The sequence below is a fragment of the Pantoea ananatis LMG 2665 genome (assembly GCF_000710035.2).
GTDB lineage: Bacteria > Pseudomonadota > Gammaproteobacteria > Enterobacterales > Enterobacteriaceae > Pantoea > Pantoea ananatis.
Genome location: NZ_JMJJ01000009.1, coordinates 207,642 through 231,648 on the forward strand (window position 1 = coordinate 207,642; position 24,007 = coordinate 231,648).

Genomic DNA, 24,007 nt, shown 5'->3' on the forward strand with positions numbered 1-24,007 from the left:
CGCCCCTGAGCCTGACCGGAAGCAGACCGCATGACAGGCGGGCTGCTTCCGGTCAGAGCGTTTCTGATTAAGCGGGTTTACCTGTGGCGGGCCGATGAATCATCGTCAGCCCTTTAAGAAAATTACGCAGGATCTGGTCACCGCACTCGCGGTAGTTTTTATGGTCCGGTTTGCGGAAGATCGCGCCAATCTCAGCCTGAGAGACCGTAAAGTTGGCTTTTTTCAGCACGTCAGGAATGTCGGTAGTTTTTAAATCAAACGCGATGCGCAGCTTTTTCATAAAGATATTGTTGTTCATCTTGCGCTCGATGGAGGGCGCAGGCGCGTCTTCACTTTTTCCGCGGCGATGAAAAATTAAACCGTTAAGAAAATATCCCATCACCACATCGGGGCAGGGGCGAAACGCCGCATCCTCATCTTTCTTCAGCCAACTGGTGATGTCCGCCTGAGCCACTTCACATTCAGCCAGCGCAAAAATCGCCACCATTTTGGCATCGTTCAGATCGAGCATATAGCGCACGCTGCGCAGAATATCGTTGTTAGTCATGGTGAGATCTTCTCATGGTAAATCGACAGGCTGCGCATTATAGGGGATTTTGCCTGCTATCGCGCAGCTTTGTCACTCACGCAATAAAACCTTCGCAGGATGCGCGGCGTCCCTGACAAAGGGCAGATGCTCGCAGGCATGCTGACGGGCAAACCGCATAAATGCTTCCAGTACCGGCTGGCGCTGTTCGCCGTCGCGCACAGCGGCGTAAAGACGACTCCATAACCCTTCGCCCAGCGTTTTGGTGATCACCAGGCCCTGTTTTTCAAAACTTTCGACGACCCAGTGCGGCAGCGCAGCAATCCCCATGCGCGCCGAGACCATTTGAATCATCAGCAGCGTGTTATCGACATTCTTGAGCGCCGGACTGATCCCCGCAGGTTGCAGAAAGTGGCGCCAGATATCCAGGCGCTGGCGCTGTACCGGATAAATCATTAGCACTTCATCCGCCAGGTCTTCAGGTGAAATGTGTTCAACCTGCGCCAGAGGGTGATCTGGCGCCAGCACCAGGCGGACTTCGAAATCAAACATGGGTGAATAGAACAAGCCTGAGCGCGGCAGGATATCCGACGTCAATACAATATCCAGTTCGCCCTGCTGCAGCGCGGGCTGCGGATCAAAGGTTACGCCCGATTTAAAATCCATCATCACCTGGGGCCAGCTCTGACGAAACTTATCTAAAGCCGGTGTCAGCCACTGAATGCAACTGTGGCATTCGATCGCGACGCGCAGCGTGGTCTGATGCGGTTCGTGGCAGGCCTGAAGCGCCTGCTGAATTTGCGGCAGTATCTGCTCTGCCAGCTGCAATAAAATTTCGCCCTGCGGGGTAAAACGCAGTGGCTGACTTTTACGAACAAACAAACGAAATCCCAGCCGCTGTTCCAGATCGCTGAACTGATGTGATAACGCCGACTGTGTCTGATGAAGCTGAGCCGCAGCAGCAGCCAGCGAGCCCGTATTCTGCAGAGCCTGAAGCGTCCGGAGGTGTTTGAATTCGATCATGAGAGTCCTTCACATCGAAGCTGAATAATTTGCGCTTGAGCGACATACAGTACCCGCAGAATATAGCGGTGTAAACATCTGGACGGCTAAACATCATTGGCGACCCGCCAAAGCCGAAGACTTTCTGGAGAATAGTGAATGACTATCTTAAATCATACTCTCGGTTTTCCACGTATTGGTCTGCGTCGCGAGCTGAAAAAAGCACTTGAAAGCTACTGGGCTGGCAACAGCACGCAGGAAGAATTACAGGCGGTGGGTCGCGAACTGCGTGCGCGCCACTGGCAACAACAAAAAGCGGCCGGCGTCGATAAAGTGCCGGTGGGCGATTTTGCCTGGTACGATCATATTCTGACGACCAGCCTGATGCTGGGCAACGTGCCTGCTCGCCATCGAAATCAGGACGGATCGATTGATCTGGATACGCTGTTCCGCCTGGGCCGGGGGCGTGCACCGACGGGTGAGCCGGCCGCGGCGGCAGAAATGACAAAATGGTTCAACACGAACTATCACTACATCGTGCCGGAATTCACGCAAGGCCAGTCGTTTTCTTTAACCTGGACCCAACTGCTGGATGAAGTGGACGAGGCGCTGGCGCTGGGTCATAACGTTAAGCCTGTGTTGTCAGGACCGTTAACCTACCTCTGGCTGGGTAAGGTAAAAGGAGAACCCTTTAATCGTCTGTCACTACTGAACGATATTCTGCCCGTTTACCAGCGGGTCCTGACCGAACTGAACGCGCGCGGCGTTGAGTGGGTACAGATTGATGAACCCGTCCTGGCGCTGGAACTGCCACAGGAATGGCGCGAGGCCTTCAAAGCGGCTTACGCTGCGTTAAACGGGCAGGTCAACCTGCTGCTGACCACCTACTTCGACAGTATCGGCCAGAATCTGGATATTATCCGCACGTTGCCAGTGCAGGGCCTGCATGTGGATCTGGTGCAGGGGCAAGATGATATCCGGCAGGTGAACCAACAACTGCCTGCAGACTGGGTGTTATCTGTCGGCGTGATCAATGGCCGCAACGTCTGGCGTGCCGATCTCAGCCGTTGGTTTGAGCGCCTGCAGCCGCTGATCGCCTCACGTGAACACCTGTGGATTGGCACGTCATGCTCGTTGCTGCACAGCCCCATTGATCTGAGTGTGGAAACCCGTCTGGACGAGGAGGTGAAAAGCTGGTTTGCCTTTGCCTTGCAAAAATGTGATGAGCTGTCGCTACTGAGTACGGCGCTTCGCCGCAACGATCCCGCATCGCTGGAGGAATGGAGCGCACCGGTTCAGGCACGTGCGCACTCCCGCCGCGTTCACAACGCGGCTGTCGCACTGCGTCTGACAAATGTTCAGGCCAAAGACACTGAACGTGCCAGCCCTTATGCCGGGCGTGCCAGCACACAACGTCAGCGTTTCAACCTGCCCGCCTGGCCAACCACCACCATCGGTTCCTTCCCGCAGACCACTGAAATTCGTGGATTACGACTCGACTTCAAAAAAGGCGCGATTGATCGCGCGCATTACCGTACCGGTATCGCGGAACACATTAAGCAGGCGATAGCTGAGCAGGAGCGTTTGGGGCTGGACGTGCTGGTTCACGGCGAGGCGGAACGCAACGATATGGTGGAATACTTTGGCGAGAACCTGGACGGCTTCGTCTTCACACAAAATGGTTGGGTACAAAGCTACGGTTCACGTTGTGTTAAACCGCCGGTCATTATTGGTGATGTCAGCCGTCCTGAAGCCATTACCGTGGCGTGGGCAACCTATGCGCAGTCCCTGACTGACAAGCCGGTAAAAGGTATGTTGACCGGCCCGGTCACCATTCTCTGTTGGTCATTCCCGCGGGAGGATGTATCACGTGAAACGATCGCCAAACAGATTGCACTGGCGCTGCGGGATGAAGTTGCGGATCTGGAACACGCCGGCATTGGCATTATTCAGATTGATGAGCCCGCACTGCGTGAAGGATTGCCGCTGCATCAGTCCGACTGGGCAGATTATCTGCGCTGGGCCGTGGAGGCGTTTCGGTTAACCGCCGCTGTCGCGAAAGACGAGACGCAAATTCACACGCATATGTGTTACTGCGAGTTTAACGACATTATGGCATCCATTGCGGCACTGGATGCGGATGTGATTACCATCGAAACCTCACGTTCCGATATGGATTTGCTGGATGCATTCAACGCATTTGAGTATCCGAATGAAATCGGGCCCGGCGTGTACGATATTCACTCCCCCAATGTACCCGACGTCGAGTGGATAGAAAATCTGTTACGCAAGGCCGCACAGCGTATCCCTGAGGAACGTCTGTGGGTGAATCCGGACTGCGGCCTGAAAACCCGCGGCTGGCGCGAAACCCGACAGGCGCTGGCTAACATGGTCAAAGCGGCAAGAAACCTGCGGGGCGAAACCGCCTGATTTCCTGGTGTTGTGTCAATACGTTGTCAGTATGTTGGGGCGCCTGAGCGCCCCTTTTTTCAGTCACTTCGCGGGGGCAACACCGTATTGCTCAAACCAGGCTAACATGCGCGCCCAGCCATCGGTGGCCGATTCGGCGTGATAGCTTGGACGATAGTCGGCGTTAAAAGCATGTCCGGCCTCGGGATAAACAATGATCTCAGCTTTGGCATTGGCCGCGTGCAGTGCCTGGCGCATCTGCTCGACGCTCTCCAGCGGAATGCCGTCATCCTGACCTCCATACAACCCCAGCACGGGCGCGTTCAGGTCAACGGCGATATCGATAGGATGTTTTTGCTGCTTCATGGTTTTTTCACCCACCAGGCGACCATACCAGGCTACGGCGGCGCGCAGTTGCGGGTTGTGCGCGGCATAAAGCCAGCTGATGCGTCCGCCCCAGCAGAAACCGGTAATCCCCATGCGGCGAATATCTCCCCCGTTACGGGCAGCCCAGTTCGCCGCGTGATCGAGATCTGCCAGCACCTGGCTGTCGGGCACTTTACTGACCAGCTCTTTGAACAGGGTAGGGATGTCGTTGTAATCGTTGGGATCGCCTTCACGGAAGTACAGTTCTGGCGCGACGGCCAGATAGCCCTCCAGCGCCAGCCGACGGCAAATGTCGCGAATATGTTCGTGAACGCCAAAAATTTCCTGTACCACCAGCACGACCGGCAACGGACCTTCTGCTGACTGCGGCTTCGCATAAAAAGCCGGCAGGTTTTCACCCTGGCTCGGAATGGAGGTTTCCCCCGCATGGATGTTGGCGCTGTCGGTAATAATGGTGGTCGCTGCTGTGGGCTGAACTGCCGGAGCAAACGCGCCTGCAGCTGATTTTTGTGTCATATTATCTTCGGTTTTCATCGTTCTCTCCGTGCAAGCATAGGCGCAATCACGTAACTATAGCCTGGCCACCCATGACAGGCACCGGGCATTGAGTAACAGAGCTGTTAACCAATAAAATTACACTTCTCTTTAACATTCCCGCGATAGCTTCCACATCACCATATGTAGCAATACGCAAGGCGAGAGATGGATGTGTGATCTAAATCACCTTATTTTTCTTTGGGAATGTAACTTTCATTTTCTTAAGTGAATTTAGTCACATATTTACCTCGCCCGGTGACGTAAAGTGGCGTAAAAATTTTCCTTAACCCGGAGTCTGATATGACACAGTCTGACGTATTCCATCTTGGCCTGACTAAAGCTGACCTGCAGGGGGCAACGCTGGCCATTGTTCCTGGCGATCCAGAGCGCGTGAAAAAGATTGCCGGACTGATGGAAGATGCACAGCATCTTGCTTCCCATCGCGAGTTCACCACCTGGCTGGCGAAGCTGGATGGCAAACCGGTTGTTGTGTGTTCGACAGGTATTGGCGGACCTTCTACATCGATTGCCGTTGAGGAACTGGCACAGCTTGGCGTGCGTACGTTCCTGCGCGTGGGAACCACTGGGGCGATTCAGCCCCATATCAACGTCGGCGATGTTTTGGTCACCACAGCATCAGTGCGCCTGGACGGTGCCAGCCTGCATTTTGCCCCCATGGCGTTTCCGGCAGTAGCAGACTTTACTTGTACGACGGCATTAGTCGCGGCGGCGGAAGCCTGTGGCGCTAAAACCCATATCGGTATTACGGCCTCTTCTGACACCTTTTACCCGGGTCAGGAACGATACGATACCTTTTCAGGCCGTGTCGTAAAAAGCTTCCAGGGCTCTATGCAGGAGTGGCAGCAGATGGGCGTGTTGAACTACGAGATGGAGTCGGCGACCCTGTTAACCATGTGTGCCAGCCAGGGGCTGAGAGCCGGGATGGTAGCGGGCGTGATCGTCAACCGCACTCAAAAAGAGATTCCGGATGCCGTCACGATGAAGCAGACGGAAAGCGACGCGGTGAAAATCGTGGTGGAAGCCGCGCGCCGTTTAATGTAATTCCCCTGTTTTAACAGACAGGCCCGTGATCGGGCCTGTCTGTCCTGCCACTCACAAGCCTTTGCGTGGCCTCTTCCAACGCCAGCAAATATATCTGGACATTCATACAGTGCGAATTTACCTTTTCCTTCATTAGCCTGACCAGCGGGGAAAATATGGATCAGCACATCATTATCTACATCTGCCTGGCGCTTGCTGGCCTTGGTGTGGGCTGGATACTGGCGCAAATGCGGGTCGGCCATCAACTGGCCAGCTTTTCTACAGAACGTCGCCTGCTAAACGAGGGGCAACAGCGTCAGCAGCTGCATATCGACCAGCTCCAGCAACAGGTGCAGCAGCGTGAACAGGAGCTGAGACAGCTTCATGGCGCGTTAAGCGGGGCCAATGAGCGCCTGCAACAGCTCGACTACTGGCGCAACGAGAGCGAACAACTCACCCGTGAACTTCGTAATCAGCTCGAAGTGAACAGCGCGCAGGAAGCAGAGCTGCGCGAGGTCACGATTCGTCTGGAAGAAACCCGCTTTGCAGCAGAAGAAAAACAGCGACTGCTGACAAACAGCGAGCAGCGACTCAGCGCGCAGTTTGAAAATCTGGCCAACCGTATTTTTGAAAACAGTGGACGTCGGGTTGATGAGCAGAATCGTCAAAGTCTTAACAGCCTGATAGGGCCGCTCCGGGAGCAGCTTGACGGGTTTCGCCGCCAGGTGAATGAAAGCTTCGGTGCCGAAGCCCGTGAGCGCCACACGCTCACTCACGAGATTCGTCAGTTGCAGCAGTTGAATGCCCAGATGGCTCAGGAGGCGCTTAATCTCACGAAGGCGCTCAAAGGCGACAATAAAATTCAGGGCAACTGGGGCGAAGTGGTACTGAGCCGGGTGCTGGAAGCTTCTGGGCTGCGTGAGGGCTATGAGTACGACATTCAGGTCAGCATGCAGAATGAACAGCAAAGCCGGATGCAGCCGGATGTGATTGTTCGCCTGCCACAGGGAAAAGATGTGGTTATCGACGCTAAAATGACGCTGGTGGCCTACGAGCGTTATTTTAATGCCGATGACGATGTGGAACGCGAGCAGGCTATTCAGGAACATGTCAGCGCCATGCGCGGGCACATTCGCCTGCTGGGCCGCAAAGATTATCAACAATTGCCCGGTTTACGCTCGCTGGATTATGTGTTGATGTTTATTCCTGTTGAGCCGGCCTTCCTGTTGGCTATCGATCGTCAGCCCGAACTCATCAGTGAAGCCCTGCAGCAGAACATCATGCTGGTCAGCCCAACTACGCTGCTGGTGGCGCTGCGGACGATTAATAATCTCTGGCGCTATGAGCACCAGAGTCGTAATGCACAGCGCATTGCAGAGCGGGCCTCCAGACTGTATGACAAAATGCGGCTGTTTGTAGACGATATGAGCGGGATTGGTCACAGCCTTGATAAGGCGCAGAACAGCTATCGTGAGGCGATGAAGAAACTGGCAGAGGGGCGGGGCAACCTTATCGCCCAGGCTGAAGGTTTTCGCGATCTGGGTGTAGAAGTAAAACGCGCCATTAACCCGCACCTGGTTGAACAAGCCATGCCTGAGAATGAGCACGACAGTGAGCAAAATGACAAGGACAACGCAGACGAAAGTCATGAGCGGGTTCGGCACCTCCGCGAATAAGCAGGTCACCAGCGTGCCTGACCTCTATGACTCTGATACACTTCAGTGAGTATTGTTTGTGGAGCAGGTAAAACCGATGGCAGATGAATCACAGCAGGAAACTACCCATTTTGGCTTTCAGACGGTCGCCAAAAGCGAGAAAGCCGATAAAGTCGCGGACGTGTTTCACTCCGTAGCGGCAAAATATGACCTGATGAACGATTTAATGTCGTTTGGCGTCCATCGAGTCTGGAAGCGTTTTACCATTGACAGCAGCGGCGTGCGCCGTGGTCAGCGCGTGCTGGATCTGGCGGGTGGAACCGGCGATCTGACCGCGAAATTTTCGCGCCTGGTGGGTGAAACCGGTCAGGTTGTGCTGGCTGACATTAACAGCTCAATGCTGAAAATGGGCCGGGAAAAACTGCGTAATCTGGGCGTGGTAGGCAACGTCAGCTATGTGCAGGCCAACGCCGAAGCATTGCCGTTTCCTGATAACTATTTTGACTGCATCACTATTTCGTTCGGTCTGCGTAACGTGACTGAAAAAGAGAAGGCACTGGCCTCGATGTTCCGCGTGCTGAAGCCAGGTGGACGTTTACTGGTGCTGGAGTTCTCTAAACCTGTTATCGAACCCCTTAGCAAAGCTTACGATGCTTACTCGTTCCATATTTTGCCCCGTATTGGGCAACTGGTCGCCCAGGACGCAGAAAGCTATCGCTACCTTGCTGAGTCAATTCGCATGCATCCCGATCAGGAAACCCTGAAAGCGATGATGAATGACGTGGGATTCGAAAACACGACCTATTCCAACATGACGGGTGGGATTGTGGCGCTGCATCGTGGGTTTAAATTTTAACCATTATGGCGATGACCTTAACACCTGTAATGACCGCCGGTATTGAAACGGCGTTAAACCGCATACTGTATCGCGATCGTAGCCTGAAAAGCGCACGTCAGCGCCTGGTCGGCAAGGTACTGATGCTGCGTTTAAGTGAGCTATCCTGGCCGCTGGTGCTGGTGTTCAGTGAACAGCAGCTTGACGTGCTCAGTGACTGGCAGGACAGCAGTGACTGCACGGTCATTACCCAGCTTAAGTCTCTGCCAAAGTTACGCGATCGCCAGCAGCTGACGACCTTGATTCGTAGCGGTGAGCTGCAGGTTGAAGGTGACTTGCAGGTGGTTCAGCAGTTTTCTGCGCTGATGGATTTGGCCGAGCTGGATCCCGCTGAATACCTTGCTCCCTGGATCGGTGATATCGCCGCTCAGGGGATGAGCCAGGGCGCGCAGCGTGCATGGCGTTTTTTCAAAGCAGAAACGCAACGGCGTCAGGACTATCTTGGTCAGGCATTAACCGAAGAGTGGCGGGTTGCGCCGGGCGCCCTGGAATTTGCCTGGTTCTCTGAGGAGGTTAGCGCGATGGAACGTTCGCTTGAGGCGCTTGATGCGCGTCTGGCACAGCTGGAGGCGAAATGAGTTTTGGAGAGATCCGCCGGTTATATTTTATTATTAAGGTGTTTTTGACTTACGGCCTTGATGAACTGATTCCGCAGATGCGCCTGACTCTTCCGCTCAGGCTATGGCGGCGCTGCATTTTCTGGATCCCCAACCAGCACAAGCAAGAACTCCTTGGCGTGCGTTTGCGTATGGCGATGGAGCAGTTGGGCCCGGTCTGGATCAAGTTTGGTCAGATGCTGTCGACGCGCCGTGACCTGTTTCCCCCGGTGATTGCCGATGAGCTGGCTGTCCTGCAGGACCGCGTTGCCCCCTTTGATGGCGTTAAAGCGAAAGCGCAGATCGAAGCCTCAATGGGCGCCCCGATTGAATCCTGGTTTGATGACTTCAATATCATTCCACTGGCCTCAGCCTCTATCGCTCAGGTACATACCGCAACCCTGAAATCCAATGGCAAGAACGTCGTTATTAAGGTAATCCGCCCGGATATCCTGCCGGTCATCAAAGCGGACATGAAACTCATCTACCGCATTGCCCGCTGGGTGCCACGATTGCTGCCGGATGGCCGCCGTCTGCGCCCGGTTGAAGTGGTACGGGATTATGAGAAGACCCTGCTTGATGAATTAAACCTGTTGCGTGAAGCCGCCAATGCCATTCAGCTTCGCCGCAACTTTGAAAACAGCCGCATGCTGTATGTGCCAGAGGTCTATTCGGACTATTGCAGTGAATCCATGATGGTAATGGAGCGCATTTACGGCATTCCCATATCTGATGTGGTGACGCTGGAGCAGCACGGCGTCAACATGAAGCTGTTAGCAGAACGCGGTGTGCAGGTATTCTTTACCCAGGTTTTCCGCGACAGCTTCTTTCATGCCGACATGCATCCGGGCAATATCTTTGTCAGTTACGATCATCCTGAAGATCCTCAGTATATCGGCATTGACTGCGGCATTGTCGGTTCGCTGAATAAAGAAGATAAGCGCTATCTGGCCGAGAACTTTATTGCCTTCTTCAATCGCGATTACCGCAAAGTGGCGGAACTGCATGTCGATTCGGGCTGGGTGCCTGCCGATACCAACGTTGAAGACTTCGAGTTCGCTATCCGTACCGTATGCGAGCCCATTTTTGAGAAACCGCTGGCAGAAATCTCGTTTGGGCATGTGCTGCTGAACCTGTTTAACACGGCGCGTCGCTTCAATATGGAAGTCCAGCCGCAGCTGGTGCTGTTGCAAAAAACCTTGCTTTACGTTGAAGGCATCGGTCGTCAGCTCTATCCACAACTGGATCTTTGGAAAACGGCAAAACCCTTCCTTGAGGACTGGATTAAGGATCAAATCGGGATTCCGGCGATTATCCGTGCGGTAAAGGAAAAAGCCCCTTACTGGGCAGAAAAACTGCCAGAACTGCCAGAATTGTTTTACGACAGTATGCGGCAGCATAAGCAATTACGCCTCAGCGTGGATAAACTCGCGAACGATTTAAGTGTCCAACGTTCACGTCAGCAGCAGGCGCGTTACCTGTTTGGCGTAGGCGCGACGCTGTTGATTAGCGGAACGGCGGTGCTCCTCAGCAGGCCTGAGTGGGACCTGTTTCCAGCGGCATTAATGGCGGCGGGCTTTGTCAGTTGGTTAATCGGCTGGCGTAAGACAAACTGATTGTCACCTGCGCCAGAAACGCGGTAATGTCGCTGATTCGGACCCGAATAAACACGGGTTTCGTGGTGCATGACCCCGCAGTTTTTAACAATAAAATCGAGGCTATCTCATGGGCGGTATTAGTATTTGGCAGTTGTTAATTATTGCCGTGATTGTGGTTCTTCTGTTCGGTACCAACAAATTACGTAATCTGGGTTCGGATTTGGGTTCTTCTATCCGTGGGTTTAAGAAAGCCATGAGCGACGAAGACGATAAAAAGGATCAACCGAAAGAGCAGGATGCTGATTTCCATGCCAAAACGCTGGCGGATAAACAGCCAACGTCGGCTCAGAAAGATGACGTCAAGAACGACAAGCAGGTGTAAGCCGTGTTCGATATTGGTTTTGGTGAATTGGTATTGGTGTTCGTGATCGGGCTGATCGTTCTTGGCCCGCAACGTCTGCCCCTTGCGGTAAAAACGGTCATGGGTTGGATCAGAGCGATCCGCTCGCTGGCCGCCAATGTCCAGAGTGAGCTGGCGCAAGAACTCAAGCTTCAGGAGCTGCAAGACAGCCTGAAAAAGGTGGAAGAAGCCGGCCGGGGCACGCTGTCCCCCGAGCTGAAGGAATCCATGGAAGAGCTGCGGAAAACGGCTGATTCAATGAAACGCTCGGTCAAGCAGAGCATTGATATTGAAAGAGACGAAGACGAAGCCAATACCATCCATTCTCCTCACCCTACATCGACCACCGAAACGCTGCACCCCGTTACACCTGCCGCCAGCGAACATCAGGCGCAGGCACCTGTGCAGGCTCCGCTGGCGACGTCTGAACCTGCGGCTTCTCAACCGGCCGACAGCCGCGTTGAGCCCTCCCCGGTTCAGCCGCGACCTGCCTCAGGGCATGCCAGTGCACCGGCACAGTCGCCTGCTCATGCCGATGCACAAACTGCGGCTAAGCCCGTTAGCGCTGTGCCGTCGGCAGGTTCAGTTTCTACTCCTTCTGCAAGTGATGAGCGATAATGGCCGTTGAAGATACCCAACCCCTGATCAGCCATTTGATTGAGCTGCGTAAGCGTCTGCTGAACTGTATTGTTGCCGTGTTAGTCATCTTTCTGGCGCTGATTTACTTTGCCAATGATATCTACCATGCGGTGGCGTCGCCGCTCATTAATCAGATGCCCGCGGGCGCCAGCATGATCGCCACGGATGTCGCGTCACCGTTTTTTACCCCGATCAAGCTGACCATGATCGTATCGGTATTCCTTGCCGTTCCGGTTATCCTCTACCAGGTCTGGGCCTTTGTCGCGCCAGCCCTCTATCGCCACGAACGCAAGTTGGTCATGCCGTTGCTGTTCTCCAGTACGTTGCTGTTTTACGTGGGCGTCGCTTTTGCTTACTTCATCGTCTTTCCGCTGGCCTTTGGTTTTTTCGCCAAGACCGCGCCCCAGGGCGTCACTATTGCAACGGACATTACCAACTATCTTGATTTCGTGATGACGCTGTTCATGGCCTTTGGCGTGGCATTTGAAGTGCCGGTCGCGATTGTGCTGCTCTGCTGGACGGGCATTACCAACCCCGATGATTTGAAAAAGAAACGCCCCTATATTCTGGTTGGCGCGTTCGTTGTTGGGATGCTGCTCACACCACCAGACGTTTTTTCCCAAACTTTGCTCGCTATTCCGATGTACTGCCTGTTTGAAGTCGGCGTATTCTTCTCACGTTACTATGTGGGAAAAGGCCGCCAGGCAGAGGATGAGGAACATAACGCCGATTCCTGATGTCTGATTGGGCACAACCCGCAAGGCGGGAGAGGAAAGTCAAAAACCGCCGCCAGGCGGTTTTTGTTTAGGGTGTTATTGATAAAGAGTGGAAAAAATATGTTTGATATCGGTGTAAACCTGACCAGCACGCAGTTCGCCTCCGATCGGGAAAAGGTGATCTCACGCGCGCGCGAAGCGGGCGTCACCGGCATGTTGATTACCGGCACCAACGCACTTGAAAGTCAGCAGGCGCAGAAACTGGCTGAGGCCCATCAGGATTATTGTTGGTCAACCGCTGGCGTGCATCCCCATCATGCCAGCGAATGGTCAGCGGACGTTGCTAACACGCTGCGCCGTCTGGCAGAGAAAAAAGACGTAGTGGCAATAGGTGAATGCGGTCTGGATTTTAATCGTAACCTGTCCGCTCACCAGCAGCAGGAGTATGCTTTTGACGCTCAGTTGGCACTGGCGGCAGAGCTTAATATGCCGGTGTTTCTTCACTGCCGGGAAGCCCACGAGCGCTTTGCGGCAGTTCTTGAACCCTGGCTGCCCAAATTGCCTGCTGCAGTGATTCACTGCTTTACCGGCACGCGCGAGGAGCTAACCGCTTGCCTGGACATGGGGCTGTCGGTAGGGATTACGGGCTGGGTATGCGATGAGCGTCGAGGTATCGCGTTGCGTGGGATGCTGCCACTGATTCCGGCAGAGCGGTTATTACTGGAAACGGATGCACCTTACCTTCTGCCGCGTGATATGCGTCCCCGTCCCACGTCGAGACGAAATGAACCCTGCTTCTTGCCGCATATCCTGCAGCAGGTCGCAAACTGGCGCGGGGAGAATGTCGAGATGCTGGCACGTCAGGTGGATCATAATGCGCGTAAACTGTTCGGGCTGATTTAGGCTTTACGGAACTGCCGGTTATCCACGCTGCGTACGACCTGCTTGTTGAGCAGATTCAGCAACAGAATTGAGCGTGCTTCGCCATCCGGTTCAGAGAATATCGCACGCAAGCCCTCGAACGTGCCTTCGGTGATGATCACTTCATCACCGTTTTGCGGCGTTTCGGGATCGAGCAACGTCTGGGGGACGTCGGTTTGCAAGGCATCAATCACCAGGGCGGGCACGGTTGCCGGTGTTGTACCAAAGCGCACAAAATGGCTGACGCCACGCGTACTGCTTATGGTCGTGGTATGAATGGCTTCCGGATCAAATTCGATAAACAGATAGTTTGGAAACAGCGGCTCACTCACGGTCGTCCGCTTACCGCGCACGATCTTCTCCATCGCGATCATTGGACTCAGGCATTTTACCTCTTGCCGCTCAAGATGCTCTTTCGCACGCAATAGCTGCCCACGTTTGCAATAGAGTAAATACCAGGATTCCATAACTGCTCCCAATGAATGGACGCTAAGAATAGCAAACCTCCAGCCAGAGTTATAGCGCATTGGGGCCTGTAACGCGGCGTTGCCTGGAAAATAAACTAAGATTGTTCTGAATGATCAGTGCCACCGCATAAAGTGAGTAAACGTGAGTCATTCGCAACCCACGGGGCAATAACGATCGCCGTACCCAGCCTGACCGTTGTAAGTTACAGGCCAGGTAAAAGATGGGGCGCATAAAGCTCAACACATCCCTACAATCAGCCCTATAATGGCCCATTCACTCTGGCCGGAAAGTTGAAGCCGCATGAAATATCAGGATTTAAGAGACTTTATTGCGCTGCTTGAACAGCGTGGTGAACTGAAGCGTATATCGCACGAGATCGACCCCGAACTGGAAATGACGGAAATTGCTGACCGCACCTTACGTGCAGGCGGCCCGGCATTATTGTTTGAGAACCCTAAGGGTTACGACATGCCCGTTCTGTGCAACCTGTTTGGCACGCCAAAGCGCGTGGCGATGGGTATGGGGCAGGAAGAGGTCAGCGCACTGCGAGAAGTGGGCGAACTGCTGGCCTTTCTCAAAGAACCCGAGCCGCCAAAAGGCTTCCGTGACCTGTTCAGCAAAATGCCGCAGTTTAAGCAGGTGCTGAATATGCCCACCAAAAGGTTGCGCAATGCACCCTGTCAGGAAGAGGTCTTCAGCGGCGATGAGGTCGATCTAACGCGGATTCCGGTCATGAAATGCTGGCCAGGCGATGCAGCACCCTTAATTACCTGGGGGCTCACGGTAACCCGCGGTCCGCATAAAGAGCGACAAAACCTGGGCATTTATCGCCAGCAGGTGATTGGTAAAAACCGTCTTATCATGCGCTGGCTTTCTCATCGCGGCGGGGCACTTGATTATCTGGAGTGGACGAAAGCCCATCCTGGCGAGCGTTTCCCGGTATCTGTTGCGCTGGGTGCCGATCCGGCGACAATTCTTGGCGCGGTGACCCCGGTACCGGACACGCTGTCAGAATATGCGTTTGCGGGCCTGCTGCGGGGGAATAAAACCGAAGTGGTCAAATGTATTTCCAACGATCTGGAAGTGCCTGCCAGCGCGGAAATCGTGCTGGAAGGCTACATTGAACCCGGCGATATGGCCCCGGAAGGCCCCTATGGCGACCATACGGGCTACTATAATGAAGTCGATAGCTTCCCGGTTTTTACCGTAACGCATATTACTCAGCGGCATCAGCCTATTTATCACTCGACCTACACCGGACGTCCGCCAGATGAGCCAGCTGTCCTTGGCGTGGCGTTAAATGAAGTGCTGGTGCCGATTCTGATTAAGCAGTTCCCGGAAATCGTCGACTTTTATTTACCACCCGAAGGATGCTCCTACCGGCTGGCGGTCGTCACGATTAAAAAACAGTATGCCGGTCATGCCAAGCGCGTAATGTTTGGCGTTTGGTCGTTTCTTAGACAGTTCATGTACACCAAATTTGTTATTGTGTGTGACGACGATGTTAATGCCCGTGACTGGAACGACGTCATCTGGGCAATTACTACGCGTATGGACCCGGCGCGCGATACCGTATTGGTAGAAAACACGCCAATCGATTATCTTGATTTTGCGTCACCGGTGTCAGGACTGGGTTCTAAAATGGGCCTGGATGCGACGAATAAATGGCCGGGCGAGACACAACGAGAGTGGGGCACGCCGATTGTTAAAGATCCGGCAGTCACTGCGCGTATCGACGCTATCTGGGATGACCTCGGTATTTTTAAACAGCCATCACAGCGTTGATGGCGCGCAATAACCATAAAGACGACCCGACAGAGGGAACGCATGACAACGTTAAGCTGTAAAGTAACTTCAGTTGAAGCGATTACCGACACGGTGTATCGCGTTCGCCTGATTCCGGAAGCTGAATTTAGCTTTCGTGCAGGACAGTATCTTATGGTAGTGATGGATGAGCGCGATAAGCGTCCGTTTTCTGTAGCCTCTACGCCAATGGAAACTGAAATCATTGAGCTGCATATCGGCGCGTCGGAGCTTAACCTGTATGCGATGGCCGTGATGGATCGCATCCAGCAAGACGGGCAAATCGTTGTTGATATTCCCCACGGCGACGCATGGTTGCGCGAAGAGAGTGACAAACCGTTAATCCTGATTGCGGGCGGCACGGGCTTTTCCTATGCGCGCTCCATCTTACTGACGGCGCTTGCCCAACAGCCTGATCGAGACATTGCGATTTACTGGGGCGGCCGTGAGCTGAAACACCTGTACGATATGGATGAACTGGACGCGCTGGCCATTAAGCATCCTAATCTCAAAGTAATTCCGGTAGTAGAACAGCCTGAAGCAGGCTGGCAGGGTCGTTCTGGCACCGTATTAACGGCCGTCATGCAGGACTTTACTACGCTGAGTGAGCATGAGATTTATATCGCCGGGCGCTTTGAAATGGCAAAAATTGCGCGCGATCGCTTCTGTTCTGAGCGTGGCGCAGTGGAATCACAGATGTATGGCGATGCCTTTGCCTTTATCTGATTTCGCGCAGCAAGAAAAAACCCGCCCCTGACAGGCGGGTAAATCCCACAATAACGTCCCAACGTATCAAACGCGTTCGATAACGGTGGCGATGCCCTGACCCAGGCCAATACACATTGATGCCAGACCAAACTGCGCATCGCGGCGTTCCATAATATTCAGCAACGTCGTACTGATGCGTGCGCCTGAACAGCCCAGTGGATGACCCAGTGCGATAGCACCGCCATTTAAGTTGACCTTGTCATCCAGTTTGTCTGACAGGCCCAAATCCTTAATGCAGGGCAGAACCTGCGCTGCAAAAGCTTCGTTGAGCTCGAAGATGTCAATGTCGTTCACGCTCAGCCCAGCGCGTTTCAACGCCAGCTTGCTGGCGGGCACCGGACCGTAGCCCATGATTGAGGGATCGCAGCCCACCACCGCCATACTTTTAATACGGGCGCGGGGTTTCAGCCCCAGCTCCCGTGCGCGGCTTTCACTCATAATCAGCATGGCGGCGGCCCCATCTGACAGGGCTGAGGATGTGCCTGCGGTCACCGTCCCGGTCACGGGATCAAATGCAGGTCGCAGTGCCGCAAGGCCTTCCAGGCTGGTATCTTCACGGATCACTTCATCAAAGTCATAGCGTTTCAGCACGCCGTCGGCGTCGTGGCCGTGTATCGCAACAATTTCATTTGCGAAATCGCCGCGCTGTGTCGCCTGCCAGGCGCGCTGATGGGAGCGCAAAGCGAATGCATCCTGCTGCTCGCGGCTAATGTGGTGCATGCGCGCCAGCATCTCTGCGGTTAATCCCATCATCCCTGCCGCTTTCGCAACGGTACGCCCTAAGCCGGGATGAAAATCAACGCCATGGTTCATGGGTACATGTCCCATGTGCTCCACACCGCCGATCAAACAGGCATGTGCATCTCCCACCATAATGGCGCGTGCGGCATCGTGTAGGGCCTGCATTGAGGATCCACACAGACGGTTGACCGTTGTGGCGGGTACGACATGCGGGATTTCGGCCAGCAGCGCGGCGTTGCGGGCAATATTAAAGCCTTGCTCCAGCGTTTGCTGTACGCAGCCCCAGACGATGTCATCCAGGGTGGCAGCATTGACTGCCGGATGCCGACTTAGCAGTTCACGCATAACGTGCGCTGACAGGTCTTCTGCACGTACGTGACGAAAGGCACCGCCTTTCGAGCGGCTCATTGGCGTGCGCACTGCGTCAATAATGACTACATTTTCCATTTTTTATCACCTCAGGCGCTTCTGAACGCGGCTTCATCAATCGGTTTGACGGCGGGGTACCAGCTTTCATGTTGGCGCGCTTTTTCTGACAGCAGGGCAGGCAGCTCATACAGGCCGCCCAGAGCCGTATAGCGTTTCGCCTGATCCACGACATTACTGTTCCCCAGCGTGTCGAGATAACGGAAAGCCCCACCACGGAATGGCGGGAATCCCAGGCCGTACACCAGCGCCATGTCTGCCTCGGCAGGTGAAGCAATAATCTTCTCTTCCAGACAGCGGACAACTTCATTCAGCATTGGCAACATCATGCGGTTCAGGATTTCTTCATCACTGAAGATCCGCTTAGGCTGGCAGGCAGGTTCAAGCAGCGCATCGACCTCGGGATCAGAGACTTTTTTAGGTTTCCCTTTTTTGTCTTCTTCCCAACGCCAGAAGCCTTTACCGTTTTTCTGACCAAAGCGTTTTGCTTCAAACAGAATATCGATAGCATCGCGATAGTCCTTTTTCATACGCTGTGGGAAACCATCCGCCATCACGCTTTGCGCATGATGTGCGGTATCAATCCCTACGACATCCAGCAGCCAGGAAGGGCCCATCGGCCAGCCAAACTGTTTTTCCATCACTTTATCGATTTGGCGGAAATCCGCACCATCGCGCAACAACATGCTGAACGCGGCAAAGTAAGGGAACAGAACACGGTTTACGAAGAAGCCTGGGCAGTCATTCACCACGACAGGGGTTTTGCCCATCTTGCTGGCCCATGCCACGACTTTACCCAACGTCGCTTCACTGGTTTTCTCTCCGCGAACCACTTCTACCAGCGGCATACGGGGAACCGGATTAAAGAAGTGCATACCGCAAAAGTTTTCGGGACGCTGCAGTGCCTGCGCCAGCTGGCTGATGGGGATCGTAGAGGTATTCGAGGCCAGGATGGCATCACTGCGCATATGCTTTTCTGTTTCAGCCAGCACACTGGCTTTGATCTGTGGATTTTCGACCACGGCTTCGACCACGACATCGGCCTGATCAAATCCGGCATAATCCAGCGTGGGTTGAATGGTGGCAATGACGGCAGCCAGCCTATTCCCGTCTATCTTACCTCGCTCCAGCTGCTTGTTCAGAAGCTTACTGGCTTCGTTCATGCCCAGGGTCAGCGCCTGCGGATGAATATCCTTCATCTTGACCGGCACACCTTTCCACGCCGACTGATAGCTGATGCCGCCACCCATAATCCCGGCGCCCAGCACGGCAGCCTGCTTCGGCGCACCATTTTCGCTGCTGCGTTTTTTTGCCAGCCCTTTAATGTACTGATCGTTGAGGAAAATTCCGACGAGCGCGCGGGCCACATCCGATTGCGCCAACGGAACAAACGCCGCCGTTTCCAGTTTTAACGCATCGTCACGTCCTAATGCGGCTGCGGCCTCGATCGTCTTCACGGCGGTGAGCGGCGCAGGATAATGTTTTCCGGCCGTTTGCATGACCATGCCTTTAGCGATTGTAAAGCTCATTGCGGCCTCGACAGGGCTCAGCTTTAACGGGGCTAATTTAGGGGCGCGACGTGCCCGCCAACTGCCATCACTGGCTGCCGCTTTAAGCATCGTCAGCGCTGCATCGCGCAGTTTATCAGGGCTGACAACTGCATCGACCAGACCCAGCCTGAGCGCAGCCATACCATCAATATCTTTACCTGCCGCAATGATTTCCAGCGCGCTGTCAGCACCCAACAGGCGAGGCAGGCGAACGCTGCCGCCAAAACCCGGCATGATGCCCAGCTTGGTTTCAGGTAAGCCCAGGCGGGCGGTTGGCGTGGCAACCCGTAAGTCCGTCGCCAGAACACATTCACAGCCACCGCCCAGCGCGTAGCCATCGATCGCGGCGATGGTGGGAACGGGTAAATCTTCCAGACGATTAAAAATACTGTTTGCGAAGGTCAGCCACTGGCTCAGCTTTTCCGTTGGCGCGTCAAAAAGCGCAAGGAATTCGGTGATGTCAGCCCCAACGATAAAGGCGGGTTTAGCTGAGCTCAGAAGCACGCCGCGCAGATCGGCGTGTTGCTCCAGCACAGCAATCGCTTCGCCGAGGCTGGCAACGGTTTGTGTATCCAGCTTATTAACGGAGCCGGGGGCATCAAACACCAGCTCGACAATGCCGTCGTCCAACTGATTAAGAGTGAGGTTAGCGCCTTGGTAGAGCATGTACGTCTCCTGAAACCGCGAAAGGTGATCTGGTCATACCAGATGATCGTGAGTTTGGGAGCGATGTTAATTTTTTGCAAACAGCTCTTTGTTTATTTGCTAACAAGATCACAGCCGCCCTGAACCCGGCATCCGTATTTCGGCTGTGATAAACTGCGGCTTTTCCGGACACTGGAGAGGCGGCAATGGATTCATTAAAAAGCTTGTATCACGCGCATATTACGACCTTGCAACAACGTGCTCAGCAGGTATTGGCACGTCATAAACTGGATGCCATGCTGATCCATTCCGGCGAGTTGCTCACCGTGTTTCTGGACGATCATACTTATCCGTTTAAGGTTAACCCGCAATTTAAGGCATGGGTGCCCGTAACCCAGGTGCCAAACTGTTGGTTGTGGATTGACGGTGTGAACAAACCGAAGTTGTGGTTTTACTCTCCGGTGGACTACTGGCATAACGTTGAACCACTTCCGCACAGTTTCTGGACCGATGACGTTGAGATTATCGGCCTGGCAAACGCGAATGCCATCGGCGATCTTCTGCCAGCCCAACGTGAAAACGTCGCCTACATTGGCCCGGTGATCGAACGTGCGGCGCAATTAGGGATTAAGGCGGGAAATATTAATCCAAAAGGCGTGATCGATTTCCTGCATTACCATCGCAGCATAAAAACCGATTACGAGCTCAGCTGTATGCGTCAGGCGCAAAAAATTGCCGTGGCCGGGCATCGTGCGGCGAAAGAGGCCTTTTCTGCCGGCCTGAGTGAATTTGATATCAATCAGGCTTACCTGACGGCAACCGGACATCGCGATACCGATGTGCCCTATGGCAATATTATCGCCCTGAATGAGCATGCCGCCGTGTTGCACTACACCAAACTGGACCATCAGCCACCGGCTAAGCGTTACAGTTTTTTGATTGATGCCGGAGCGGAATATCAAGGCTATGCCGCCGATCTGACGCGCAGTTATGCCGCACAAAGCGGCACGCTGTATGCCAAAATGGTTGAAGCGATGAATACGGAAGAGCTGGCGTTGATTGCTACGCTGAAAGCGGGCGTGCGCTACACCGATTATCATCTGCAAATGCATCAACGTATTGCGAAATTGCTGACGAAGTTTGATTTGGTCCACGGGATAAGCGAAGAGGCGCTGGTAGCCGAGGATTTGACCGGCCCCTTTATGCCACACGGTTTAGGCCACCCGCTGGGCTTGCAGGTCCACGATGTCGCGGGCTTTATGCAGGATGAAACCGGTACGCACCTGGCCGCGCCAGAGCAATATCCTTATCTGCGCTGCACCCGGGTTATCCAGCCTGGGATGGTGTTAACCATTGAGCCAGGCTTCTATATTATTGATTCACTGCTGGCCCCGCTGCGAGAAGGCAAATTCAGCGCGCATTTTAACTGGCAGGCACTGGATGCGCTTAAGCCTTATGGCGGTATCCGCATTGAGGACAACGTGATTATCCATGCGAACCGCGTCGAAAACATGACGCGCGACCTGCATCTTGCCTGATGGAGGCGTTTGATATTCCTGCGCAGGCGCTCAGCGTCAGCGAGGAGACGATCAAAAAAAGCCGGTTTATTACGCTGCTGGCTCACACCTGTGGCGTGGACGCGGCGCGGGCTTTTGTCCAGCAGGTAAAGCAGGATCATCCCACTGCCCGGCATCATTGCTGGGCCTGGGTAGCGGGTGCGCCCAACGACTCACAGCAGTTGGGCTTTTCCGATGACGGTGAGCCTTCCGGGACGGCAGGTAAACCCATGCTCGCGCAGTTAATGGGTGCCGATATCGGAGAAATTACGGCAGTGGTCGTGCGCTACTACGGCGGCATTATGTTGGGGACGGGGGGCCTGGTTAAGGCTTATGGCGGCGGTGTCCAACAAGGGTTGAAACAGCTTGAGCGCCAGCGAAAAGTTCCGGTAAAACTGTTCACGTTACAGTGCGATTACGCCCAGTTGAGCGATATTGAGCGCCTGGTGCAGCGCTTTGAAGGGAGCATTTCTGAAAGTCAGTATCTTGACCGTATCACTATGACGCTGGCATTGCCTTATGGACATATTGATGGATTTAAGCAAAACCTGTCAGACTTCAGCCGGGGTGCGTTAACGCTTCTTCCGCTTACACCATGATGTTCTTCTCTTTAATTAAAGGAACGGCTTAATGCACTTTCGCGCCATTACCCGCATTGTCGGTCTGCTGGTGATCCTCTTCTCGGTAACGATGATTTTACCCGGCCTCGTTGCGCTGATTTATCGGGATGGCGCGGGCCGCGCCTTCAGCCAGACGTTTATGATGGCCTTGGTGATTGGTTCGTTATTGTGGTGGCCAAACCGCAAGAAGAAAACGGAACTCAAGCCGCGCGAAGGGTTTCTGATAGTCGTATTGTTCTGGACCGTGCTGGGCAGCGTCGGTGCCATGCCCTTTATCTTTGCTGAACAGCCGCACCTGTCCGTTACGGACGCGTTTTTTGAATCCTTTTCCGGATTAACTACCACGGGCGCGACCACGCTGGTGGGGCTGGACTCCTTGCCTAAAGCCATTTTGTTCTATCGTCAGATGCTGCAGTGGCTTGGCGGCATGGGGATCATTGTGCTGGCCGTGGCTATCCTGCCGATTCTGGGCGTCGGTGGCATGCAGTTGTATCGTGCTGAAATGCCTGGCCCATTGAAAGACAACAAAATGCGCCCGCGCATTGCGGAAACGGCCAAGACGCTCTGGCTCATCTATGTGTTGCTGACGATTGCCTGCGCGCTGGCCCTGTGGTTTGCCGGGATGCCTGCCTTTGATGCAATCGGCCACAGTTTTTCCACTATCGCCATTGGCGGTTTTTCAACGCATGATGCCAGTATCGGCTATTTCCAGAGTGGAACGATCAACACCATCGTGGCGGTGTTCCTGCTGATCTCCGGTTGTAACTACGGCCTACACTTCTCATTACTCAGCAACCGCAATCTGCGAGCCTACTGGCGCGATCCCGAGTTCCGGATGTTTATCGGGGTGCAGCTGACGCTGGTGCTGATTTGCACCATCGTCTTGTGGCTCCACAATGTGTATGACAGTGGCTGGCAAACGCTGAACCAGGCCTTTTTCCAGGTGGTATCCATGGCAACCACTGCGGGATTCACCACGGACAGTATTGCGCGCTGGCCGCTGTTTCTACCGGTGTTGCTGTTGTGTTCTGCATTTATTGGCGGCTGTGCGGGTTCTACGGGCGGCGGTTTAAAAGTGATTCGTATTCTGCTGCTGTGCAAACAGGGTAACCGTGAGCTTAAGCGGCTTGTCCATCCCAATGCGGTTTACACCATCAAACTGGGCAATCGTGCGCTGCCGGAACGTATCCTTGAAGCCGTATGGGGATTCTTTTCGGCATACGCGTTGGTGTTCCTGATCAGCATGCTGGCCATTATTGCTACCGGCGTTGATGATTTTTCTGCGTTTGCTGCGGTTGCGGCAACGTTAAACAATCTTGGCCCGGGCCTGGGCGTAGTTGCCGATAACTTCACCTCAATGAACGATGTAGCTAAGTGGATTTTGATTTCTACTATGCTGTTTGGTCGCCTTGAGGTTTTCACGTTGCTGGTGTTGTTCACGCCGACCTTCTGGCGGGAATAACGAATAAGGATGAACATAATGAAAGCGTTAATTCTCTTTTCCACCCGCGATGGTCAGACGCAAAAAATAGCCTCGGCTATTGCTGATGAGATTAAGGGCCAGCAATCTTGCGATGTCATCAATATCCAGGATGCAAAGACACTCGACTGGCAGCAGTACGATCGGGTGTTGATTGGTGCTTCAATCCGCTATGGTCATTTCCAGCCTGTCGTAAACGAATTTGTTAAGCACAACCTGCTTGCACTGCAGCAGCGCGTAAGCGGCTTTTTCTCCGTTAACCTGACGGCGCGCAAGCCTGAGAAGCGCTCGCCGGAAACGAATGCTTATACCGTCAAGTTTTTAGCACAGTCGCCCTGGCAGCCTGATTGCTGCGCCGTCTTTGCTGGCGCACTCTATTATCCGCGCTATCGTTGGTTTGACCGGGTCATGATTCAATTCATTATGCGGATGACTGGCGGTGAAACGGATGCATCTAAAGAAGTGGAATACACGGACTGGCAACAGGTGCAGCGTTTTGCTAGGGATTTTGCACAGTTACCAGGCAAATCGTACTGAAATAACGCGATTTGGCGAAATTTGAGACGAACAGTAATCTTTTTGCAATTAACCCTTGTCAGGCCGCGCGAACTCCCTATAATGCGCCTCC

Annotated in this window: 22 protein-coding genes; 16 read left to right on the top strand and 6 right to left on the bottom strand. The window is 54.0% G+C overall.

Annotated features, from left to right (window positions below; all coding sequences use genetic code 11):
- Positions 1-67 precede the first annotated feature (67 nt).
- Positions 68-547: a YehS family protein gene (locus EL29_RS18930; protein ID WP_013024089.1), complete on the bottom strand. Its 480-nt coding sequence runs from the start codon at positions 545-547 to the stop codon at positions 68-70.
- Between the two features lie 72 nt (positions 548-619).
- Entirely contained in the window at positions 620-1,549 is a 930-nt protein-coding gene (gene metR / locus EL29_RS18935) for an HTH-type transcriptional regulator MetR (protein ID WP_014595023.1), read from the bottom strand.
- Positions 1,550-1,687: 138 nt separating this feature from the next.
- On the opposite strand from metR, the gene metE reads away from it, so the two are divergent.
- Positions 1,688-3,958 carry a 5-methyltetrahydropteroyltriglutamate--homocysteine S-methyltransferase gene (gene metE / locus EL29_RS18940; protein ID WP_014606980.1) on the top strand — a complete coding sequence of 757 codons (2,271 nt, stop codon included), beginning with the start codon at positions 1,688-1,690 and terminating at the stop codon, positions 3,956-3,958.
- 63 nt (positions 3,959-4,021) lie between these two features.
- On the opposite strand, the gene EL29_RS18945 is transcribed toward metE, so the two are convergent.
- Positions 4,022-4,858, bottom strand: coding sequence for a dienelactone hydrolase family protein (locus EL29_RS18945; protein ID WP_014595024.1), 837 nt, complete (start codon positions 4,856-4,858; stop codon positions 4,022-4,024).
- A 303-nt stretch (positions 4,859-5,161) separates the two neighbouring features.
- On the opposite strand from EL29_RS18945, the gene udp reads away from it, so the two are divergent.
- The 9 genes from udp (at position 5,162) to tatD (ending at position 13,304) form a co-directional block, all read left to right on the top strand.
- Complete coding sequence (udp, locus tag EL29_RS18950; RefSeq protein ID WP_013024093.1) at positions 5,162-5,923, top strand: uridine phosphorylase; 762 nt, start codon at positions 5,162-5,164, stop codon at positions 5,921-5,923.
- Positions 5,924-6,078: 155 nt separating this feature from the next.
- On the top strand, positions 6,079-7,578 hold the full coding sequence (locus EL29_RS18955) for a DNA recombination protein RmuC (protein WP_014595025.1): 1,500 nt from the start codon (positions 6,079-6,081) through the stop codon (positions 7,576-7,578).
- Between the two features lie 76 nt (positions 7,579-7,654).
- Complete coding sequence (gene ubiE / locus EL29_RS18960) at positions 7,655-8,413, top strand: bifunctional demethylmenaquinone methyltransferase/2-methoxy-6-polyprenyl-1,4-benzoquinol methylase UbiE (RefSeq protein ID WP_014595026.1); 759 nt, start codon at positions 7,655-7,657, stop codon at positions 8,411-8,413.
- 11 nt (positions 8,414-8,424) lie between these two features.
- The gene (gene ubiJ, locus EL29_RS18965) at positions 8,425-9,030 is read left to right on the top strand and encodes a ubiquinone biosynthesis protein UbiJ (protein WP_026021046.1); all 606 of its coding nucleotides are present in this window, start codon (positions 8,425-8,427) and stop codon (positions 9,028-9,030) included.
- Positions 9,027-10,664, top strand: coding sequence for a ubiquinone biosynthesis regulatory protein kinase UbiB (gene ubiB / locus EL29_RS18970; protein ID WP_013024097.1), 1,638 nt, complete (start codon positions 9,027-9,029; stop codon positions 10,662-10,664). The genes ubiJ and ubiB overlap by 4 nt, the downstream gene beginning before the upstream one ends.
- Positions 10,665-10,773: 109 nt before the next feature.
- Positions 10,774-11,028: a Sec-independent protein translocase subunit TatA gene (tatA, locus tag EL29_RS18975; protein WP_013024098.1), complete on the top strand. Its 255-nt coding sequence runs from the start codon at positions 10,774-10,776 to the stop codon at positions 11,026-11,028.
- A gap of 3 nt (positions 11,029-11,031) precedes the next feature.
- On the top strand, positions 11,032-11,664 hold the full coding sequence (gene tatB, locus EL29_RS18980; protein ID WP_015701291.1) for a Sec-independent protein translocase protein TatB: 633 nt from the start codon (positions 11,032-11,034) through the stop codon (positions 11,662-11,664).
- A complete protein-coding gene (gene tatC / locus EL29_RS18985) occupies positions 11,664-12,422 on the top strand; it encodes a Sec-independent protein translocase subunit TatC (protein ID WP_013024100.1) in 759 nt (252 codons plus the stop codon). The genes tatB and tatC overlap by 1 nt, the downstream gene beginning before the upstream one ends.
- Positions 12,423-12,521: 99 nt before the next feature.
- On the top strand, positions 12,522-13,304 hold the full coding sequence (gene tatD / locus EL29_RS18990) for a 3'-5' ssDNA/RNA exonuclease TatD (RefSeq protein WP_019106790.1): 783 nt from the start codon (positions 12,522-12,524) through the stop codon (positions 13,302-13,304).
- Here tatD and rfaH read toward each other — a convergent pair.
- On the bottom strand, positions 13,301-13,789 hold the full coding sequence (rfaH, locus tag EL29_RS18995) for a transcription/translation regulatory transformer protein RfaH (protein WP_014606974.1): 489 nt from the start codon (positions 13,787-13,789) through the stop codon (positions 13,301-13,303). The genes tatD and rfaH overlap by 4 nt on opposite strands.
- Before the next feature lie 301 nt (positions 13,790-14,090).
- Between rfaH and ubiD the strand changes: the two genes are divergently transcribed.
- Positions 14,091-15,575 (top strand): 4-hydroxy-3-polyprenylbenzoate decarboxylase, encoded by a 1,485-nt coding sequence (ubiD, locus tag EL29_RS19000; protein WP_013024103.1) that lies wholly within the window; start codon positions 14,091-14,093, stop codon positions 15,573-15,575.
- A gap of 42 nt (positions 15,576-15,617) precedes the next feature.
- Positions 15,618-16,319, top strand: a complete 702-nt coding sequence (fre, locus tag EL29_RS19005) for an NAD(P)H-flavin reductase (RefSeq protein ID WP_014595029.1) — start codon at positions 15,618-15,620, stop codon at positions 16,317-16,319.
- Between the two features lie 66 nt (positions 16,320-16,385).
- On the opposite strand, the gene fadA is transcribed toward fre, so the two are convergent.
- Together fadA and fadB are read right to left on the bottom strand one after the other, a co-directional pair.
- The gene (fadA, locus tag EL29_RS19010; RefSeq protein WP_014595030.1) at positions 16,386-17,549 is read right to left on the bottom strand and encodes an acetyl-CoA C-acyltransferase FadA; all 1,164 of its coding nucleotides are present in this window, start codon (positions 17,547-17,549) and stop codon (positions 16,386-16,388) included.
- 11 nt (positions 17,550-17,560) lie between these two features.
- Positions 17,561-19,744 (bottom strand): fatty acid oxidation complex subunit alpha FadB, encoded by a 2,184-nt coding sequence (fadB, locus tag EL29_RS19015; protein ID WP_028716131.1) that lies wholly within the window; start codon positions 19,742-19,744, stop codon positions 17,561-17,563.
- 185 nt (positions 19,745-19,929) lie between these two features.
- On the opposite strand from fadB, the gene pepQ reads away from it, so the two are divergent.
- The 4 genes from pepQ to hemG are packed head-to-tail and all read left to right on the top strand — an operon-like array spanning position 19,930 to position 23,916.
- On the top strand, positions 19,930-21,261 hold the full coding sequence (gene pepQ / locus EL29_RS19020) for a Xaa-Pro dipeptidase (RefSeq protein WP_013024107.1): 1,332 nt from the start codon (positions 19,930-19,932) through the stop codon (positions 21,259-21,261).
- Positions 21,261-21,878: an IMPACT family protein gene (locus tag EL29_RS19025; RefSeq protein ID WP_013024108.1), complete on the top strand. Its 618-nt coding sequence runs from the start codon at positions 21,261-21,263 to the stop codon at positions 21,876-21,878. Before pepQ ends, EL29_RS19025 begins: the two co-directional genes overlap by 1 nt.
- A gap of 31 nt (positions 21,879-21,909) precedes the next feature.
- Positions 21,910-23,361 (top strand): Trk system potassium transporter TrkH, encoded by a 1,452-nt coding sequence (trkH, locus tag EL29_RS19030; protein WP_013024109.1) that lies wholly within the window; start codon positions 21,910-21,912, stop codon positions 23,359-23,361.
- Positions 23,362-23,379: 18 nt separating this feature from the next.
- On the top strand, positions 23,380-23,916 hold the full coding sequence (hemG, locus tag EL29_RS19035) for a menaquinone-dependent protoporphyrinogen IX dehydrogenase (protein WP_014606970.1): 537 nt from the start codon (positions 23,380-23,382) through the stop codon (positions 23,914-23,916).
- Positions 23,917-24,007: the final 91 nt, after the last annotated feature.